The sequence below is a fragment of the Methylomonas sp. Kb3 genome (assembly GCF_002834115.1).
GTDB lineage: Bacteria > Pseudomonadota > Gammaproteobacteria > Methylococcales > Methylomonadaceae > Methylomonas > Methylomonas defluvii.
Map to the genome: position 1 here is coordinate 26177 of NZ_PIZT01000024.1, position 17808 is coordinate 43984.

At 51.7% G+C, this 17808-nt stretch carries 20 protein-coding genes; 10 read left to right on the top strand and 10 right to left on the bottom strand.

What is annotated here, in order from left to right; translation table 11 throughout:
* Positions 1-9 precede the first annotated feature (9 nt).
* The 5 genes from pqqB to pqqE are packed head-to-tail and all read left to right on the top strand — an operon-like array spanning position 10 to position 3635.
* Positions 10-921 (top strand): pyrroloquinoline quinone biosynthesis protein PqqB, encoded by a 912-nt coding sequence (gene pqqB, locus CWO84_RS13690; RefSeq protein ID WP_101053257.1) that lies wholly within the window; start codon positions 10-12, stop codon positions 919-921.
* An 11-nt stretch (positions 922-932) separates the two neighbouring features.
* Positions 933-1661 carry a pyrroloquinoline-quinone synthase PqqC gene (gene pqqC / locus CWO84_RS13695; protein WP_033159390.1) on the top strand — a complete coding sequence of 243 codons (729 nt, stop codon included), beginning with the start codon at positions 933-935 and terminating at the stop codon, positions 1659-1661.
* 2 nt (positions 1662-1663) lie between these two features.
* Positions 1664-2227 carry a Uma2 family endonuclease gene (locus CWO84_RS13700; protein WP_033159391.1) on the top strand — a complete coding sequence of 188 codons (564 nt, stop codon included), beginning with the start codon at positions 1664-1666 and terminating at the stop codon, positions 2225-2227.
* Positions 2228-2260: 33 nt separating this feature from the next.
* Positions 2261-2533, top strand: a complete 273-nt coding sequence (gene pqqD / locus CWO84_RS13705) for a pyrroloquinoline quinone biosynthesis peptide chaperone PqqD (protein ID WP_101053259.1) — start codon at positions 2261-2263, stop codon at positions 2531-2533.
* A complete protein-coding gene (pqqE, locus tag CWO84_RS13710; RefSeq protein WP_033159393.1) occupies positions 2511-3635 on the top strand; it encodes a pyrroloquinoline quinone biosynthesis protein PqqE in 1125 nt (374 codons plus the stop codon). Before pqqD ends, pqqE begins: the two co-directional genes overlap by 23 nt.
* A gap of 45 nt (positions 3636-3680) precedes the next feature.
* On the opposite strand, the gene msbA is transcribed toward pqqE, so the two are convergent.
* The gene (msbA, locus tag CWO84_RS13715) at positions 3681-5444 is read right to left on the bottom strand and encodes a lipid A export permease/ATP-binding protein MsbA (protein ID WP_033159394.1); all 1764 of its coding nucleotides are present in this window, start codon (positions 5442-5444) and stop codon (positions 3681-3683) included.
* Positions 5445-5501: 57 nt separating this feature from the next.
* Here msbA and CWO84_RS13720 point away from each other — a divergent pair, with 57 nt between their 5' ends.
* The 5 genes from CWO84_RS13720 to CWO84_RS13740 all read left to right on the top strand — a co-directional run bounded on the left by CWO84_RS13720 (position 5502) and on the right by CWO84_RS13740 (position 10216).
* Positions 5502-6614 (top strand): glycosyltransferase family 9 protein, encoded by a 1113-nt coding sequence (locus CWO84_RS13720; protein WP_051670517.1) that lies wholly within the window; start codon positions 5502-5504, stop codon positions 6612-6614.
* Between the two features lie 72 nt (positions 6615-6686).
* Complete coding sequence (locus CWO84_RS13725) at positions 6687-7412, top strand: glycosyltransferase family 25 protein (protein WP_240618054.1); 726 nt, start codon at positions 6687-6689, stop codon at positions 7410-7412.
* Positions 7413-7423: 11 nt separating this feature from the next.
* Entirely contained in the window at positions 7424-8644 is a 1221-nt protein-coding gene (locus CWO84_RS13730; protein ID WP_101053289.1) for an O-antigen ligase family protein, read from the top strand.
* Positions 8637-9386, top strand: coding sequence for a glycosyltransferase family 2 protein (locus CWO84_RS13735; protein WP_101053261.1), 750 nt, complete (start codon positions 8637-8639; stop codon positions 9384-9386). Before CWO84_RS13730 ends, CWO84_RS13735 begins: the two co-directional genes overlap by 8 nt.
* Positions 9362-10216, top strand: coding sequence for a glycosyltransferase family 2 protein (locus CWO84_RS13740; protein WP_346426967.1), 855 nt, complete (start codon positions 9362-9364; stop codon positions 10214-10216). The genes CWO84_RS13735 and CWO84_RS13740 overlap by 25 nt, the downstream gene beginning before the upstream one ends.
* Here the strand turns inward: CWO84_RS13740 and CWO84_RS13745 are convergent.
* The 9 genes from CWO84_RS13745 to CWO84_RS13780 are packed head-to-tail and all read right to left on the bottom strand — an operon-like array spanning position 10213 to position 17803.
* Positions 10213-10635 carry a DUF2802 domain-containing protein gene (locus CWO84_RS13745; protein WP_033159398.1) on the bottom strand — a complete coding sequence of 141 codons (423 nt, stop codon included), beginning with the start codon at positions 10633-10635 and terminating at the stop codon, positions 10213-10215. The genes CWO84_RS13740 and CWO84_RS13745 overlap by 4 nt on opposite strands.
* Positions 10635-10799: a hypothetical protein gene (locus CWO84_RS24410; RefSeq protein ID WP_165786323.1), complete on the bottom strand. Its 165-nt coding sequence runs from the start codon at positions 10797-10799 to the stop codon at positions 10635-10637. The genes CWO84_RS13745 and CWO84_RS24410 overlap by 1 nt, the downstream gene beginning before the upstream one ends.
* 28 nt (positions 10800-10827) lie before the next feature.
* Positions 10828-11301, bottom strand: coding sequence for a chemotaxis protein CheW (locus CWO84_RS13750; protein ID WP_033159399.1), 474 nt, complete (start codon positions 11299-11301; stop codon positions 10828-10830).
* A gap of 21 nt (positions 11302-11322) precedes the next feature.
* Positions 11323-12054: a chemotaxis protein CheW gene (locus CWO84_RS13755; protein WP_101053265.1), complete on the bottom strand. Its 732-nt coding sequence runs from the start codon at positions 12052-12054 to the stop codon at positions 11323-11325.
* A complete protein-coding gene (locus CWO84_RS13760) occupies positions 12051-12854 on the bottom strand; it encodes a ParA family protein (RefSeq protein ID WP_101053267.1) in 804 nt (267 codons plus the stop codon). The genes CWO84_RS13755 and CWO84_RS13760 overlap by 4 nt, the downstream gene beginning before the upstream one ends.
* Positions 12851-13732: a flagellar motor protein MotD gene (motD, locus tag CWO84_RS13765; RefSeq protein ID WP_101053269.1), complete on the bottom strand. Its 882-nt coding sequence runs from the start codon at positions 13730-13732 to the stop codon at positions 12851-12853. The genes CWO84_RS13760 and motD overlap by 4 nt, the downstream gene beginning before the upstream one ends.
* 10 nt (positions 13733-13742) lie before the next feature.
* A complete protein-coding gene (locus CWO84_RS13770) occupies positions 13743-14489 on the bottom strand; it encodes a flagellar motor protein (RefSeq protein WP_101053271.1) in 747 nt (248 codons plus the stop codon).
* Entirely contained in the window at positions 14489-15583 is a 1095-nt protein-coding gene (locus tag CWO84_RS13775) for a chemotaxis response regulator protein-glutamate methylesterase (RefSeq protein WP_033159404.1), read from the bottom strand. The genes CWO84_RS13770 and CWO84_RS13775 overlap by 1 nt, the downstream gene beginning before the upstream one ends.
* 9 nt (positions 15584-15592) lie before the next feature.
* Positions 15593-17803, bottom strand: a complete 2211-nt coding sequence (locus CWO84_RS13780; RefSeq protein ID WP_033159405.1) for a chemotaxis protein CheA — start codon at positions 17801-17803, stop codon at positions 15593-15595.
* Positions 17804-17808 lie beyond the last annotated feature (5 nt).

A 17808-nucleotide genomic window follows, 5' to 3' on the forward strand; every position in this document is an offset into this window, starting at 1 on the left:
TAGGCAAACATGAAGATTAGAGTTCTCGGCGCCGGCGCCGGCGGCGGCTTTCCGCAATGGAACTGCAACTGCGACAATTGCCGACGCCTGCGTAATGGCCAATTCAACGGCAAAGCCCGCACCCAGTCATCAATCGCGATCAGTACCGACAACCGCAACTGGCTGCTGTTTAACACCTCGCCGGACATTCGCGCCCAATTGGAGGCGTTTCCCGCCATTCAGCCTAAAGAAGGCATCCGCGATACCGGTATCAAGGCCGTGCTCTTGATCGACAGCCAGATCGACCATACCACCGGCATGCTGATGCTGCGCGAAGGCAAACCGTTGAACGTGTATTGTACCGAGATGGTCAGGCAGGATTTGACTAGCGGTTTTCCGCTATTCAACATGTTGAAAGACTATTGCACCGTCAATCACCATCCGATTGCCTGCGACGAAACCCCGTTCGAGATTCCCGGCATTGATGACATCCGCATTTATGCCCACGCCCTGAAAAGCAAGGCACCGCCCTATTCGCCGCACCGCCACGATCCGCACGACGGCGACAACATCGGCGTCATCGTCGAGCAAATTTCCACCGGTAAAAAACTGTATTACTCACCCGGCCTCGGTGAGATCGAGCCTCACGTCCTGCAAGCGATGCTGAACGTTGACTGTCTAATGGTAGACGGTACCTTCTGGACCGATGACGAAATGGTGACACGCGGCATTAGCCAAAAACGTGCTCGCGACATTGGCCACTTGCCGCAGTCCGGGCCTGGCGGCATGATTGAAGTATTGAATGGCGTGGCGAACGCTCGCCAGATTTTGATTCATATCAACAACACCAACCCGATTCTCGACGAAGATTCGCCGGAGCGTAAAACCCTGGATGCCAACGGCATCGAAGTGGCTTACGACGGACTGGAAATTGACTTATAAAAAGGTGTGACATGACTGCAGATAATCAACCGTGGAGCCGCGAAGAATTCGAAGCCAAATTGCGTGGGATGGAAAAGTTCTACCACATCCATCATCCGATGCACACGCTGATGAATGAAGGCAAACTGACCAAGCAACAATTGCAAGGCTGGGTAGCCAACCGCTTTTATTACCAGGTGATGATTCCGATCAAGGACGCCAATATCATGGCCAACTGTCCTGATCGAGAAACCCGCGCCAAATGGGTTCAACGCATACTCGACCACGACGGCCATCCCGGCGACCCGGGTGGCATCGAAGCCTGGATACGTTTAGGCATCGCGGTTGGCCTGAGCCGCGAAGAAATTACTTCGCTGGAACACGTGCTGCCCGGCGTACGTTTTGCCGTGGACGCTTACGTCAATTTCGCCCGCCGCGCCGAGTGGCATGAAGCCGCCAGTTCCTCTCTAACGGAACTATTCGCCCCCAAAATTCATCAACAGCGCTTGGACAACTGGCCCGACGTCTATCCTTGGGTAGAACAAGAGGGTTACACTTACTTCCGCAAACGCCTGACCGAAGCCCGCCGCGATGTGGAACACGGCTTGGAACTGACGCTAGACTGGTACAAAACCCGCGAACAGCAGGAACGCATGGTGCAAATTCTGAAATTTAAACTGGATGTATTGTGGAGCATGGCCGATGCGATGTATCTGGCTTATGTCGCCGACATGCCGCCGTATTTCAATATCGAAAAATAACCATGCAAACCGCCGAGCGACTTCATTTTAGTGCCGAGGATTATCTGGCTTGGGAAGCAACCCAGGCCGAGAAGCACGAGTTCGTCGCCGGCGAAGTGTTTGCGATGACGGGAGCTCGACAGGATCATGTCGTCGTCAGCCTGAATATCGCATCCGCCTTGAAACAACGCTTACGCGGCACGTTTTGCCGGCCTTATATCGCAGATTTGAAATTGAAAGTCGAAGCAGCCGAAGCGTTTTTCTATCCTGATGTGATGGTATCCTGCCATCCTGGCGATCTAGGCAACCAGCAATATATTTCCAACCCAACGCTGATCGTCGAAGTTCTATCCGACTCGACCGCTGCTTACGACCGCGGCGGCAAATTCGCCGCCTACCGCAAACTCGCGTCGCTACAGGAATACCTGATCGTCGACATCGACGCGCGCCGCGTCGAGTGCTTCCGCCGCACAGCCGAAAACGATTGGCTACTGCACGATTACATAGGCGACGTCGATTGCCAACTACACAGTTTGAGCCTCAGCCTGCCGCTCGCGGAAATTTTTGAAGACATCGAAACGACCTGATTCTCCAGGCGTTTGCTTAAACACCGGAACCCCATGACCATCGCCCCAGACCAACTTATCCAATTCTCGCCCCTGCACAGGCTGCAATGGGAAGAAGCCCAGCAAAAATATGTGATTCTCTATCCCGAAGGCATGGTCGAGTTAGACCAAAGTTCGGCAGAAATCCTCAAGCTATGCGACGGTAGCCGGCTGCTGGCACAAATCGTCAGCGAACTGGAGGAGAAATTCGCCACCTCCGGCCTGACCAACGACATCACTAATTTTTTGAACGTAGCATTGCAAAATGGCTGGATCAGACAAGCTTAATATCACCCCACCGCGCTGGCTGCTGGCGGAACTGAGCTACAAGTGCCCGCTGCAATGCCCTTATTGCTCCAACCCCTTGGATTACGCTAAATATCCGAACGAATTAAGTACCGAGGATTGGAAGCGCGTATTAAGCCAAGCGCGCAAAATGGGTGCGGTACAGCTAGGCTTTTCCGGCGGCGAACCGCTAACCCGCCAGGACTTGACAGAATTGGTAGCATACGCGCGCGAACTGGGTTATTACTCCAACCTGATCACTTCGGGTTATGGCTTGAGCGAAGAAAAAATCGTCGAATTGAAACAAGCCGGTTTGGACCATATCCAGATCAGTATTCAGGCCAGCACCCAGGAACTGAACGACCACATCGCCGGCACTTCGACTTATCAGCATAAGCAAGAAGTGGCAAAGCTGATCAAGAAACACGGCTATCCAATGGTGCTGTGTGTGGTGATCCACCGCGAAAATATTCACCAAATGCCGGAAATTTTGCAGATGGCCGAAAACCTCGGCGCCGATTATCTGGAACTGGCCAACACCCAATATTACGGCTGGGCGCATTTGAATCGAGACGCCTTGCTGCCCACCCGCGAGCAGTTTCAGGAAGCGGAAAAAATTGCCCAGGCTTATAAAGAAAAAGTAGCCGGCAAAATGAAAATTTATTACGTGGTGCCAGACTACTACGAAGACCGGCCAAAAGCCTGCATGAACGGTTGGGGCACGACGTTTTTGACCATCGCCCCGGACGGTACCGCGTTGCCCTGCCATTCGGCTCGCGAATTGCCCGGCCTAGATTGCCCGAACGTCAAGGATTTCAGCATCGAAGAAATCTGGAATGAGTCGAAAACCTTCAACTTCTTCCGCGGCACCGAGTGGATGCAGGAGCCTTGCCGCAGCTGCGACGAGAAGCTTAAAGACTTCGGCGGTTGCCGCTGCCAGGCCTTCTTGTTCAATGGCGACATGTACAGTACTGACCCGGTATGCAGCAAATCGCCGGAGCGACACAGAATTGACGCCGCGATTGATTCGGCGCGCGAACTCGCCTTGTCCGACCGGGAAAAGCCGCTGATATTCCGCAACAGCAAAAACTCCAAACAATTTTAAACGCCTATCCCAGCCGGCGGATCATCTGAGCCGCCGGCTGACTCTTCACTCCTGCCCGACAGCAGTCTCCGGCTGCTCTGTTTGACCGCCATCCTGAAACTGCATCTTATGCAATTTGGCATACGCCCCATCGCGAGCCAACAGTTCGCGATGCGAACCTTGTTCGACAATCCGGCCTTTGTCCATTACCAAGATCACGTCCGCACTCTCGATGGTGGACAAGCGATGCGCCACCACCAAAGTCGTGCGGCCTTGCATCACCCGATTTAATGCCGCCTGAATATAGCGCTCCGATTCGGTATCCAGCGCTGAGGTGGCTTCATCCAGAATCAAAATCGGCGCATCTTTTAACAAAGCTCGCGCCAAGGCCAAGCGCTGGCGTTGGCCGCCGGACAGTTTCACGCCGTTCTCACCGATTTCGGTTTCCAATCCTTGCGGCATTTTGCTGATAAAGTCCATCGCATAGGCATCGACCGCGGCCTGCTCTATCTGCTCTCTGGCCGCGCCTTGTAACGCGCCATAGGCGATATTATTCGCGACGGAAGCGTTGAACAAGGTAACATTCTGCGTGACCAAGGCAATCTGTCGGCGCAAACTGTCCAGACGGTAACGTTTTAACTCCACGCCGTCGATCAAAATCTCGCCCTGCTCGTAGTCGTAAAAACGTGGCAACAGGTTAATCATCGTGCTTTTGCCGCCGCCGGACGCCCCCACCAAAGCTACGGTCTGGCCGGGTTCAATTGTCACATTAATATTATTCAATGCCGGGGTTTCACTACCGGGATAGCTAAAACTGAGATTCTTGAATTCGATGCGACCCTGGCTGCGCTCAACCTGATAGTCGCCACCATCGATTTCCGCCGGCTCGTCCAATACTTCGAACAAAGACTCCGCCGCCGCGATACCGCGCAGGATCTCGGAATTGGCATCGCTCAATTGCCGAATCGGTTTGGGCAACAAGAACGCCGCGGTAAAAAAGCCGACAAATTCACCCGGACTAGATGATTTCATCATGATCAAGGCCAAATACATCATGCCGGCCAAAGCAAAAGAAATGACCAGTTGCATCAATGGGTTATTTAACGACACTGTCATGATCAGCTTGCGATGTTGACCACGATTTTCCAGACTGGCTTTCTTAAAGCGTTGCCGCTCGTAATCTTCCCCGCCGAAACTTTTTACGATACGGTTTCCGGAGACCATTTCCGAGGTGATATGCGTCAAATCGCCGACCGTATCCTGCATGTTGCGGCTTAAGCGTTTTAAACGTTTGCCGACATAACGCACCATGATCGCTACCACCGGTGCTATCGCCAAAAACACCAAGGAGAGCTGCCAGTTGGTATAAGCCAGATAACCCAGCAAGCCAACCGCAGTAAAACCTTCGCGCACGAAAGAACGAATCGAATCGGACGTCGCCCGCGTGACTTCGCCGATATTATTGGTAATCCGCGAAATCATGTAGCCGCTGTTATGCGCATCGAAATATTGCACCGACAAGCGGGTGTACTGATTAAAAATCTCGCAACGCAGCTTGTGAATCAAATTGCCGGAAATTCGCGCCAGGTAATAATTACCCAAAAACGAGCCTATGCCGCGTACCAGAAACAACACCACGAAGGCCAGCGGCAGATATTGAATATCTCCCCGATCCGGCGCCCCAAAGCTGTCGATGATGCGCTGAATAATCATCACCACCGCCGGCTCGGTTGCGGCATAGATCGCAAAACCGATGGCAGTTACCAAAAATAAACGCCAATACGGCAACACAAACGCTAACAAGCGTTTGTACACCTGCCCGTCCGTCATGGTTTTGCGCGAATTTTGTAACGTGTTCAATACTGTTTACCTTTAAAATGTACAGCCATGTTGATCAGCCAGCGTTCCATGCCCAACCAAAAACCGCTCAATATACAACCTAAACGCATTTTGGTGATAACCCTGCGATATCTGGGCGATACGCTGCTGGTTACCCCACTCATCTCGTCGCTGAAGCAAGCCTATCCAAACGCCGACATTGACGTTTTACTGCCGGCCAGCAACGCCGGTATGCTGGAAGGCAATCCCGACATCCGGCGCTTATTAACCGTAGCGGGCAAGCCCGGCGGTTTGGCATTCGGCAAATTGTTATTCAGCCTGTTTCGCCGTTACGATTTAGCCATTTCCACGCAAGCCGGCGACCGGCCAACTTTGTGCGCAGCGATAGCCGGCAAAACCAGCATCGGCTTTGTGCCTGGCGATGCTACTAAGGCTTGGTGGAAAAAAGCGCTACTCAAGCGCTGGCTGGTATTTAGCAGCGATTACGGTCACGCCGTCTTGGAAAACTTGCGCTTCTGCAAGTTACTGGGAATAGCGCCTTGCTATCGCCTGACTCCGCCGCAAAGCTCGACGCCGATACCCAGCATAACTGATCCCTACGTCGTTCTACATATTATGCCGCAATGGCGCTATAAACAGTGGCACGCCGAGGGCTGGTGCGAGCTCATCGCCTTTTTAGACCGGCAAGGTTTTAAAGTCGTATTAACCGGCAGCGGCAATCCCGCCGAGTTGGCAGCCTTGCGAGAAATACAGCAACAACTGCCAACAGATGTCATCAATCTTGCCGGTCATCTGTCGCTGGCGCAATTGTCCGCCTTGATTGGCAAAGCCGCATTCTTCGTCGGCCCAGACACCGGCATCACCCACTTGGCGGCGGCCACCGGCACACTGACTTTTGCCTTATTCGGACCCACCGATCCGGAAAAATGGGCACCCTGGCCGTGCGGATACGGCGAAGATAAAACGCCATTCGCGTCTCGTGGTGCAAGCCAAGTAAATAACGTGTATCTGCTGCAAGGCCAAACCGAACAAAACTGCCTACCCTGCCAACTGGAAGGTTGCGACCGGCACCGTGAGAGCTACAGCGCCTGCCTTGATCAGTTATCCAGTGGCCGGGTGATCGACGTGATCGCGCAAACATTGCAAGCCAAACGGCCATAACGATGATGTTATTTTCCACAAAACCGTCGATAATCGCCGCTTTTTTCAGCAGCCTAACTACAATTTCGCATGATGCAATCGCCTAGCCTTGACCGCATTTTGGTTTTGAATGTCAAAGCGTTCAGTCAACGCCGTATGTTCATGGAACAACAACTACGCGATTTCGGGATGTCGGCGGAATTTATTTTCGACTGGGATATAGGCGATTTGACAGACAGCGTGGTGGCCGAGTATTTCCGTGACGACCATCATCTGACTACGGCTCAGCAATCCTGCGCATTAAAGCATGTGGCAGCCTTACAGAGAATTGCGGACGGTAATGGCCAAGGATTCTGTTTGGTACTGGAAGACGATGCCGTGTTCAGTAAGGATATTCAGCTCGGTTTGCAACGCGCGCTCAGTCAGAGCGGGCAATTTCCCGACAACAAAGTCATCTACGTCGGCTCCGGCGGTAATTTTTTTACGCCCAAGAGTCAGCGCAAACCGGATCAATACCTGTATCTCGGGCATCGCGGTCGCTTTGCCGATTCCTATCTTATTGATTCCAGCACCGCCCGCCAGAGACTAGACTGGATTAAAACTAACAAAATAGCCGAACCGATTGACAATCAGTTCGAAAAAATCGACAAACAGCTCGGCATTCAAATGATTTGGCTGGAAGATCCTGTCATCGAACAAGGCAGTAAAAACGGCCTGTTCAAAAGTGCTTTGGAAGCCGATCCGCCCATCTGGCTGAAAGGACTGTTTTTCCGCTGGGAAAAACTCAAGCGTAAATACATTTATCAGTTATGGCGCTAAGGCTACAAAATATGCTTGCATCCCCCCTGACATCCGAGACATCGCTCAACATCTGTCGCTGCCTCACTATTGCCGCTGCTATCGCCGCCCCCGTTTCCACGGCGGTTGCCAGCATAGCCAGCGTGGCGTTGCTGATATTCTGGCTACTTTCCGGCCAGGCAGTGCAGACCCTTAAGTTATCCTGGCAACAGCCTGTCGGAAAAATGATCGTGCTTTTCTTTGCCTGGTTAATCATCGGCACGCTTTACGCCGAAACAGACTGGCACAGCAAATTGGAAACCTTATCCAGCTGGAAAAAACTACTTTACGTGTTTCTGCTACTCGGTGTTTTTCAGCAATCGCAGTGGCAAAAACGTTTTGTCTACAGCTATTTTGTCGCCATGGTGGTGGCTGGCATGATTGCGATGCCGCTTTGGGCGTTGGATCTTATCGTTAGAGACGGCCGGGAAGCCGGTATTTTCATGACCAATCACGCCACCCAGAGCACTGCTTTTGTGGCGGCCCTGCTATGCGCTATCTTCCTGGTGCAGGAACCGCTAACCCCTCGTTGGAAATGTGCCGTGTGGGCGGGAATTGCCATATTTTTATTCAATATTTTCTTCATCAGTACCGGTAGGAGTGGCTATTTGGCCGTACCCATCGCCGCGGTTTTTGCATTGGGCTCGATATATGGCTACAGCAAACTACCACAAATTATTGGGATAGCCGCCATCGTGCTGGTGGCCTTTGGCCTGAGCTCCAACACCTTGCAAGACCGATTCAGACTGGCCTGGGACGAACAATCAGGCTATCAAAGCAGCCAGGATTTAACATCGGTAGGCATTCGGGTGGTCTTTTACAAAAACACCGTGGAACTCATCGAGAAAGCGCCTTGGTTTGGCTATGGCACGTCATCGTTCAAGCCGACCTACAGTAATTATGCCTTGGCCAAAAGCCAGGGATGGCAAGGCACCAGCACTAGCGACCCGCATAATCAATACCTGTTTATTTGGCTGGAAAACGGCTTGGTCGGCTTGCTGTTGTTCTTTGCTTATATTGTCGTCGCATTGCGCCAGGGCATGAATAACAAGCCCTACGGGCCGATTGCCGCCAGTTTTTTGGTGGCAATTTGTGCTTCAAGCCTGTTCAACTCGCATTTCAAAACTTTTGCTGAAGGCTATTTGCTGGCGTTTTTTCTCGGTGCCTTACTCAGTCATCCTGCCGACTCCACCCTTCGTCAGGCCAATGCTTAGCGTTATCGTCATCACCAAAAACGAGGCGCAACATATCGGCCGCTGCCTGGCATCGGTTGCTTGGGCCGATGAAATCATTGTTCTCGACTCGGGTAGTAGCGATGAGACTGTCGCGATTTGCCGACAATTTACCAACAAAGTCTTCATCACCGACTGGCCCGGGTTTGGCCCGCAAAAACAGCGGGCCTTGGATAAGGCGCGCGGCGACTGGGTGCTATCTATCGACGCCGACGAAGAAATCGGGCCGGCGTTAAAAGCCGAAATCCTGCAAGCCATGCAGCAAAACGAGGTGCAGGGCTTCGAAATCCCCCGCTTATCCAGCTACTGCGGCAAGCCAATCAAGCATGGCGGCTGGTGGCCGGATTACGTGCTTAGGCTGTTTCGCCGCGATGTCGGACGGTTCAGCAGCGAAGTCGTGCATGAGCGTATTGAGGTTAAAGGGGCTATCCTTCGGCTTAATAACCCGCTTTGGCATGAAGCCTTCGTCGACCCGGCAGAGGTGTTACATAAGATCAACGCTTATTCCTCGCTGGGCGCCGAGAAAATGTTTAAAAGTGGTAAGCGCGCCAGCTTGGGCAAAGCTATCGGCAAGGGCCTGTGGACCTTCATCCGCACTTACTTCGTCCAGGCAGCCATTTTGGATGGCGCGGAAGGCCTGATGCTGGCCATATCCAACGCCGAGGGCAGTTATTACAAATACCTGAAACTACGCGAGCTTTGCAGCAAATCAGCCAGCAAATGAACAGCTTGATTTCTGTCATCGTCACCACCTATAACTGGCCGGAAGCGCTTTCCGCCTGTTTACGCGCACTGATGGCTCAACAAGATCGCCGGTTTGAAATCATCATCGCCGATGACGGTTCCGGTACTGCAACGCAGGAATTGATCAAAGGCTTTATCGAAACCAGCGAAATTCCACTAGGGCACGTTTGGCATGAGGATAATGGATTTAGGGCCGGCACCATTCGTAATAAAGCGGTTGCCGCCAGTCGCGGCGATTATCTGCTGTTTATGGACGGCGATTGCGTCGCGCTGCCGGATTTTATTAGAAATCATCGGCAATTGGCCGAAACCGGTTATTTCGTTCCGGGCAACCGGCTGTTATTGAACGAAGCTTACACATCACTGGTACTAAAGCAAAAAATCCCGCTACATGAGCAGTCGTTTGGTTTTTTTTTATGGCAACGGCTGCGAGGTCGCATCAATCGTCTACTGCCTTTACTGTATTTACCGCTGCGCAGCTGGCGTTATTGGCAATCGCAGAATTGGCAAAAAGCCATGACCTGCAATCTGGCAGTCTGGAAAGACGATTTCCTGGCAACAAACGGTTTTGATGAAGTCTTCGAAGGCTGGGGATATGAAGATTCGGACTTGGTGATCCGCCTGATTCATCAAGGCGTCAAACGGAAAGAGGGCCGCTTTGCGGTACCGGTATTACATCTTTGGCACCGGCATAACGATAGAAGTCAACACGATGAAAATTACCGGCGTTTGTTACAGAGGGTAGCGGATATATCGATAACTCGTGCGGAACGGGGCGTGGACCAGTATCTGGAAACGACCAGCGCCTAACCCAAACCGGAACGTTTGCCGCCGCCATGCAAACGCATTAATAAAACCGCTTCATCACGGGTCAAGCCGCAATCCCGGACCAGCGCCTCAATGCCAACCCCGCTGCGGATTTTTTGGATGACATCTTCATAGCCGCCTGCGGGGATAGGTTCAGCGGGCGCCACGTCAGCAACGGTTTGCCGTTGCGTGTTGACTTGATCGACAATGCTATTCAATCGCGAGTCGTTCGCCGCCAGCCGCCGGTCAACAGCCACAGCGGCAGAGCAAAGGCCGGCCACATCCTCGTTGCTACGCTGCACCCGCTCTTCAAGACGCTGAAATTGTTGTTTTAGTGTTTGCTGCTGGCGCAACAGCCGAACTAACACCGCTAGCATAAATACGACTACCCCCGCCAAAACCAGCACTAAATATTCGCTCATCACACTATTTCGTCAACATGCTCGGCAGGCTGTTTATCGTCTTTGTTTGGGTCGGGTTTGGTCTGCGGTTGTTTTTGCGGCTGGCGCTTTTCACGCTCTTCGCGCTCGACCTTGTATACGGTATGTATTGGAGAAAAAGGCGTGATCGGTGTTATCTCGGCCATCTGGCACCTCGCATGCCTAGTTAGGCAATCAAAACATATCCAGCTCGGCTTTTTCGTCGTCGCTGAGGAATTTATTCAAATCCACCAGAATTAACAACTGATTATCTCGGCTGGTGACACCTTGAATGTATTTTGAGCTTTCTTCATTGCCGACGTTAGGCGCGGTTTCAATCTCGGAAGCGCGCATTTCCACGACTTCGGCGACGCTATCCACCAAAATGCCGATGATATGCCGGTCGGTTTCGATGATCACTACCCGTGACGCATCATCGGTGTCTTTGGAAGGTAAGCCGAAACGGTTACGGGTATCGATCACCGTCACCACATTACCGCGTAAATTGATAATCCCCAATACATACGACGGCGCGCCGGGCACTGGGGCAATTTCGGTAATCCGCAATACCTCTTGTACTTGCATGACATTGATACCGTACTTTTCGTCACCTAGACAAAAAGTCACCCATTGCATGATAGGGTCGCCTTGTTTTTTATCTTCGCTCATTTTGCTTTATCCAGATGCTGTTTAACTATTTTTTCTATGCGGTACCAACTGTTTAACATCGATAATCGCTGTCAACTCGTCTATTACCGTACCGATTAACCATGGTTTTTTTTGTCTGGCCGTTCGCCATCTGACCCCATCGGGCTTTACTTTACCGATGGAGAGAATTTCATCACACACCAAACCCCATTTTTTATCCTGGGTGATTAAAATGCGCTCGAACGGATATTCTTCACTATCCGGTTGCAGGCCTCGGCTTTTGCCAAAAATCAGCTGCCGGGTATCAAGCACGCCGATACGGCTATCATGCTCGTCCAGCAAACCCAAGAACCAAGAGGGTTGTCCGGGAATTTTCGTGGGCTTGCGGTCGATTTTGATCGTTCTCGACAACTCGATCAGCGGCGTTGCCAATATCAGCTTATCAACCTTAAAAAACAAAGCCTGAAACTCATACTGCGACCAATCCGGCATGATAGACAGTGCCTGTAGTTTAGCCGGGATTTCCGGCTCTACAAGCTTGGGTTGCCGGTTCCTGACCAGTGCTTTGGAGATTGCTTTTGGACTGCCGGTCACGACCGGAGCAGGATCCGGCAATTTGATAGGCTCCTCAACAACAAGCTGTTCCAGCAATATTGCCGGCTTTACGCTAACAGCTTCCTCAGCCTCGGGTACCTCATCCAATAGCGTCTGCAGATACACATCAAGCGCTAACTGTTGATGAACGATACTGGGGGGTGGTTTTGCCTGAGTCATTTATGCGGTGCCAAGTTTTTGTCTGGACTCTTATCAAGCAATAACAGTTCCAACAATTCGGCATAGGCTTCGGCCGCACGCGCGCTTTTGTCGTAAAGGGGTAAGGGAATACCGGCCTGGCTGGCATCCCGCACTTTAGTATCCACCGGGACGACCGAACTCCAGGCATTGTCTGGATACTGTTGATGTAAGGCCGCTAAGCTGTCGCGAGCCGCCTTGGTGCGTTTATCAAACATGGTCGGCACGATAGTGAATTTAGGCGGTGTTTTCCGGGAATGAAAAACCATTTTTATGGTATGCACCATTCTATCCAGACCTTTTAGGGCCAGGAATTCGGCTAAAACCGGAATCACTAAATGATCGCAGGCCGCCAGCGCATTGATCATTAACACCCCCAACATCGGCGGGCTATCGATAATCACATAGTCGTATTGGTCGGCCACTTTGTGTAATGCGGTAGCAACCACCAAGCCCATGCCGCCGATTGCGGCGACCTGCCTATCCAAGGTGGCTATAGCAGTGGATGCGGGCAAGACATCGATACCGTCGAAGTCGGTTTTGGCGATATAGACCTGAGGATCGACGTTTTTCTTTTTCTCGCTAGCGTCAAGAAATAAATTGTAAACGCCAAGCTCGATCTCATCCGGATTCATCTTGAAATAGCTGGTCAACGAACCATGGGGATCCAAATCGACCAGCAAAGTCCTGAACCCCCAGGACGACAATAAGCCACCCAGTGTCACCACGGTAGTCGTTTTACCGACTCCGCCTTTTTGATTGGAAACTGACCATATTTTCATAACTGAGCCGGCGTTTCCGGCGTCTTTTCAACTGCGGTTTCAGGTGGCGAGCTAGGCTGCGACGGTGCCAAATTCAGCACTTTTGCGCGTTCGTCGTCAGTCATACCGTAACGAGCGAAGGCTTGCGACATCAGCACTAATACAACTCGCCGATTCTTAAAGCGCCCTTCTTCGTCTTTGTTATCGGCGATCGGATGAAATTCTCCATAGCCCACAGCCGATAATCGTGTCGCCGGAATATTGTTTTTTACCAATTCCTTGACAACACTGGTTGCCCTGGCTGAGGACAAGTCCCAATTGGATGGATAAAAGCCGGTGGAAATCGGTACGTTGTCGGTGTATCCCTCGACATTGATCACATTGGGTACGTCGCGCACGGCCTCCGCAACTTTCTGCAACACCGGAACAGCCTTGCTGGAGAGCTCGGCCTTACCGCTGGCAAACAGTAACTCGCTATTCATTTCCAGTTCCACCCAGAAATCGTGCTGTTTGATACCCACCAACTGGCTTTCCACAAAAGGCTGCAAGGCTCGTTGAAACTCCTGCGACACTTCATCCAGCCGGCGTTTTTCCTGCATGATTTCTTCGCTCAGCTCTCTTTCCGCGGCCGTCATCAAATTTGGCAATTCAATCGGCTGGATCGTGGTGGGAATCGCACCAATCTGAATCGGCTCTGCTTCTTTTTGAATCTTCTCGTTGTGAAACAGAGCCTGGTCCAGCGATTCGGAGAATGTTTCGTACTTACCCTTATTTACCGAGGAAATCGAATACATCACCACAAAAAACGCAAACAGCAAGGTCACGAAATCCGCGTAAGACACCATCCAGCGGTCGTGATTATCGGCCTGTTGCAATGGTCTACGTTTGCGCCGACTCATAAGGTCTCCCTTATTTTTCCAATAAAAAACCGGATAATTTCAACTCGATATTACGCGGGTTTTCGCCCTCGGCTATCGACGAAATGCCTTCTATCACCATTTCCCTGGCTTGCGATGCTTCGAAAATCAGACTCTTCAGCTTATTGGCTATAGGAATAAACAATAAGTTGGCTAGGCCGACACCGTAAATAGTCGCCACGAAAGCTGTCGCGATGCCGCTACCCAATAACTCCGGTTTGGCTAAATTCTGCATGACGTGAATCAAGCCTATTACCGCGCCAATAATGCCGATCGTCGGCGCATACCCACCCATCGCCTCGAAAACCCTTGCCGCTTGAGTATCCAAATGCTCCTTTGTAGTCAGCTCAACCTCAAGGCAATCGCGTATCACTTCCGGCTCGTTGCCGTCGACCAGCAACTGCAAACCTTTTTTGGCAAAACTGTCTTTTTCGGTTTCGATAACCGATTCCAGCCCCAACAGGCCTTCTTTACGCGCCAACGAACTCCAGCGCACAATCTTGTCGATTTGCTTTTTAAGCTGCAAATTTTGCGGCACAAAAATCCAACTCAAAATGCGTAAACTGCGCAGAAAAACCTTGGGCGGAAATTGCAACAGTGTCGCTCCCAGCGTACCGCCCACCACAATAATAAAGGCATGAAAATTGACCAGGGACCCGAGTTCTCCTCCGCCCATTAGGTTACCGCCGATAATCGCGGCAAAGCCTATCAACACACCCAAAATACTGAGAATATCCATCAATGTAATTTTTTAAATTGGTTGGCAATCTCTTCCAGAGAATAAATATGATCCGCCAGACCGGCTTCTGCGATGGCTTTCGGCATGCCGTAGATAGTACTTGTCGCCTCGTCCTGCGCCCATATTTGCGCGCCGCGCTGCCTTAACTTCATAGCGCCAGCCTTGCCGTCTGCGCCCATGCCGGTCAACACCACCGCCAACACATGCCCGGCGAATACCTCGGCAAGCGAGTCAAAAGTAATATCGACACAGGGACTATAAATTTCCCCACTTTGCTTGGCCCGCAACACAATCCGCCGCTCACCGGCTACTTGCTTAACTTGCATCTGCATTGCACCTGGCCCCAATAACGCGGTCCCCGGCTGCAATACGTCACCATCCCGCGCCTCCCTGACATTAATATTGCAAAGCAAATTCAAGCGTTCGGCAAAGCTTTTGGTGAAATTAGGCGGCATGTGTTGCACCAGCAATATGGGTATCGAACACTCAGCCGGAATTTTGCTCAGCACGTATTGCATGGCGACCGGCCCGCCAGTCGAGGCGGCAACCACCAAAAGCTCGATTTTGCTGCTGGTTGCAGTTTTGGGCCACGCGGACGCAGCGCGTATCGGCTTAACTACGGGGTTTTCGGCGGTTGAGCTCTGATGTTCTTCTTGATTCACGCGCGGCAGAGGTCGTGGGGAAGACATTCTAGTCGCCTGAGAAGCCACCATTCTCACTCTATATCTCAGTAAGTAGCGAGCCGTTTCACGATTAGCATCAATGTCTTCCAACTGCTTGGGCAAAAAGTCGATAGCGCCGGCATTCAACGCATCCAGAGTGGCTTGAGCGCCGACTTGCGTCATTGCCGAAAACATTAGTATCGGACAGGGCCGGGTGCCCATGATTTTTTTGACTGCCGTGATACCATCCATGATTGGCATCTCCACATCCATGGTGATAACGTCCGGTTGCAGACTTGCCGCAAGTTCTATAGCTTCGCGACCGTCGTGAGCGACGCCTATCACTTTAAACTCTTGATCCTCTTCTAAAATTTCCCGAATTCTTTTACAGATAAAACTGGAGTCGTCGACGATCAGCACCCGAATGGTCATATTGCCGCGTCACATCGCATACTTCTTCATCAGGCCAGGCACATCGAGTATCAGCGCTATCTTGCCGTCACCGGTGATGGTTGCTCCCGCCAATCCTTCCAATCCATGTAACTTGGCACCCAGCGCTTTAATCACCACTTCTTCCTGACCGATTAATTGATCCACCACGAATCCGACATGCCTGCCGCCAGCGTTGACGACCACCACATGATTGGTCGGCTGCGTTTCGCCTGTGAAATAAGAACCTCTAACCAGCCACTCACTTAAATAAAACAGCGGCAAGGCCTTGTTTCTGACCATTACCACCAATTGACCATCTACCTTATTGGTTTTGCTCAAATCCAGATCGAGTATTTCCAAGACGCTGGCCAAGGGTAACGCGAAAGCCTGCCCGCGCAACTTCACCATAAGGGTCGGCATAATAGCCAAAGTCAACGGCACCTTGATGATAATGGTGCTGCCCTTGCCTTCCACCGAATCAATTTCCACCACGCCGTTCATTTGCGCGATCCGTGTTTTCACCACGTCCATGCCGACACCGCGACCGGACACGTCGGAAATTTCAGTTTTGGTGGAAAATCCGGGCAGAAAAATCAGGTTGTAACACTCTTTATCGTCAAGACGGGCGGCGCTTTCTTCATCCATCAAGCCTTTTTCCACTACTTTGGCGCGCAGTATGTCGGGGTTCATGCCCTTGCCGTCGTCTTTGATGGACAACTGGATATGATCACCTTCCTGAGACGCTTTCAATATCACCACGCCTTCCCGAGGTTTGCCGTTGGCTTCGCGCTCATCCGGCGATTCGATTCCGTGATCTACCGCATTCCTGACCAAATGCACCAAAGGATCCGCCAGAGCCTCGACCAGATTTTTGTCGAGATCGGTTTCTTCACCCACCAACTCCAGCCTGATTTCTTTTTTCAGACTTCTAGCCAAATCGCGTACCACACGCGGAAAACGTCCAAAGACTTTTTTGATTGGCTGCATCCGGGTTTTCATGACCGCCAATTGCAAATCGGCGGTCACCACGTCCAGATTGGATATCGCCTTGGACAACTGCTCGCCTGCTTCAGCATTGGCTTTAAGCGTCTGGAAACGGTTACGCACCAGAACCAGCTCGCCGACCATGTTCATAATATCGTCCAAAATCTGAGTATCTACCCTGACGGTGGTATCGGCTTGGGGTGTGGCGGCTTTACTTTTGTCGGAAACGGAATCTACTACCGGCGCTACTTTGCCTAAGCTATTTTCCGGCTCTACATCGACGGACGGTTTTGCGACCGGCTCAGGTTTAGCCGCCACGAACGGTTTCTCGACAGGCAACTCTACATTTTTAATTGGTGGGTTTTTTTCACCCGCAGCCGGCTCATCAATCTTGCCCAAATTGGCAGCATCGAACTTACCTTTGCCGTGCAAAGCATCAAGTACCTTATCGAACTCCTCATCGGTAATATCGCCGGAATCGCTGGCGGGCGCAGACGGCTCGGTTTTTACCGAAAACTTGCCTTTGCCATGCAACTCGTCCAGCAGATTTTCAAACTCGTCTTCACTGATTTCGTCATCCGCCGCCGGCGCTGCCGATTGCGCCGCAATGTTCGCGGTCGGAGAACCGCCCTTACCATGCAGCGCATCCAGCAAATCTTCGAATTCCTGCTCGGTAATTTCATCGCCATCTTCCGAGGCGGATTCGCTGGCCAATAACTCCTCTGGATCGAGCATTGCATCATAGTCTTGCGCTGCGGATTCTTGAGGGGATAGCGGCGGGGTGGATTCGAAGGTTTCGTTGATGACAGCGGCTTCAACCGCTATCTCAGCAGGCGCGGCAGCTTCGGCCGGCCCCGCGTAAGATTTCAAGCGTTTTAATAGACCTTGATCGGCCGATTTTGGCGTATTACCGGAACGGACTTGCCCGAACATCTCGTTGACGATGTCCACGACTTGCAAAATCACGTCCATCAAATCCGGCGTGACTTGGCGATCACCCTGCCTGAGTACGTTAAAAACGTCTTCGGCGTTATGACAAACATCGACCAAAGCGCTGATAGCCAGAAAACCAGCGCCGCCCTTTATGGTGTGGAACCCACGAAATATCGAGTTGAGAAGATCAAGGTCGCCAGGTGATTGCTCCAGCTCCACAAGCTGCTCACCCAATGAATCAAGAATCTCCCCGGCCTCGACCAGGAAGTCTTGCAATATTTCGTCGTCCAGATCGATCGCCATGTTGT

Excerpts from the sequence above, each read along its gene's own strand:
- pqqB (WP_101053257.1), top strand. The coding sequence starts at position 10 with ATGAAGATTAGAGTTCTCGGCGCCGGCGCCGGCGGCGGCTTTCCGCAA.
- pqqC (WP_033159390.1), top strand. The coding sequence starts at position 933 with ATGACTGCAGATAATCAACCGTGGAGCCGCGAAGAATTCGAAGCCAAA.
- CWO84_RS13700 (WP_033159391.1), top strand. The coding sequence starts at position 1,664 with ATGCAAACCGCCGAGCGACTTCATTTTAGTGCCGAGGATTATCTGGCT.
- pqqD (WP_101053259.1), top strand. The coding sequence starts at position 2,261 with ATGACCATCGCCCCAGACCAACTTATCCAATTCTCGCCCCTGCACAGG.
- pqqE (WP_033159393.1), top strand. The coding sequence starts at position 2,511 with ATGGCTGGATCAGACAAGCTTAATATCACCCCACCGCGCTGGCTGCTG.
- msbA (WP_033159394.1), bottom strand. The coding sequence starts at position 5,444 with ATGACGGACGGGCAGGTGTACAAACGCTTGTTAGCGTTTGTGTTGCCG.
- CWO84_RS13720 (WP_051670517.1), top strand. The coding sequence starts at position 5,502 with ATGTTGATCAGCCAGCGTTCCATGCCCAACCAAAAACCGCTCAATATA.
- CWO84_RS13725 (WP_240618054.1), top strand. The coding sequence starts at position 6,687 with ATGCAATCGCCTAGCCTTGACCGCATTTTGGTTTTGAATGTCAAAGCG.
- CWO84_RS13730 (WP_101053289.1), top strand. The coding sequence starts at position 7,424 with ATGCTTGCATCCCCCCTGACATCCGAGACATCGCTCAACATCTGTCGC.
- CWO84_RS13735 (WP_101053261.1), top strand. The coding sequence starts at position 8,637 with ATGCTTAGCGTTATCGTCATCACCAAAAACGAGGCGCAACATATCGGC.
- CWO84_RS13745 (WP_033159398.1), bottom strand. The coding sequence starts at position 10,635 with ATGAGCGAATATTTAGTGCTGGTTTTGGCGGGGGTAGTCGTATTTATG.
- CWO84_RS24410 (WP_165786323.1), bottom strand. The coding sequence starts at position 10,799 with ATGGCCGAGATAACACCGATCACGCCTTTTTCTCCAATACATACCGTA.
- CWO84_RS13750 (WP_033159399.1), bottom strand. The coding sequence starts at position 11,301 with ATGAGCGAAGATAAAAAACAAGGCGACCCTATCATGCAATGGGTGACT.
- CWO84_RS13755 (WP_101053265.1), bottom strand. The coding sequence starts at position 12,054 with ATGACTCAGGCAAAACCACCCCCCAGTATCGTTCATCAACAGTTAGCG.
- CWO84_RS13760 (WP_101053267.1), bottom strand. The coding sequence starts at position 12,854 with ATGAAAATATGGTCAGTTTCCAATCAAAAAGGCGGAGTCGGTAAAACG.
- motD (WP_101053269.1), bottom strand. The coding sequence starts at position 13,732 with ATGAGTCGGCGCAAACGTAGACCATTGCAACAGGCCGATAATCACGAC.
- CWO84_RS13770 (WP_101053271.1), bottom strand. The coding sequence starts at position 14,489 with ATGGATATTCTCAGTATTTTGGGTGTGTTGATAGGCTTTGCCGCGATT.
- CWO84_RS13775 (WP_033159404.1), bottom strand. The coding sequence starts at position 15,583 with ATGACCATTCGGGTGCTGATCGTCGACGACTCCAGTTTTATCTGTAAA.
- CWO84_RS13780 (WP_033159405.1), bottom strand. The coding sequence starts at position 17,803 with ATGGCGATCGATCTGGACGACGAAATATTGCAAGACTTCCTGGTCGAG.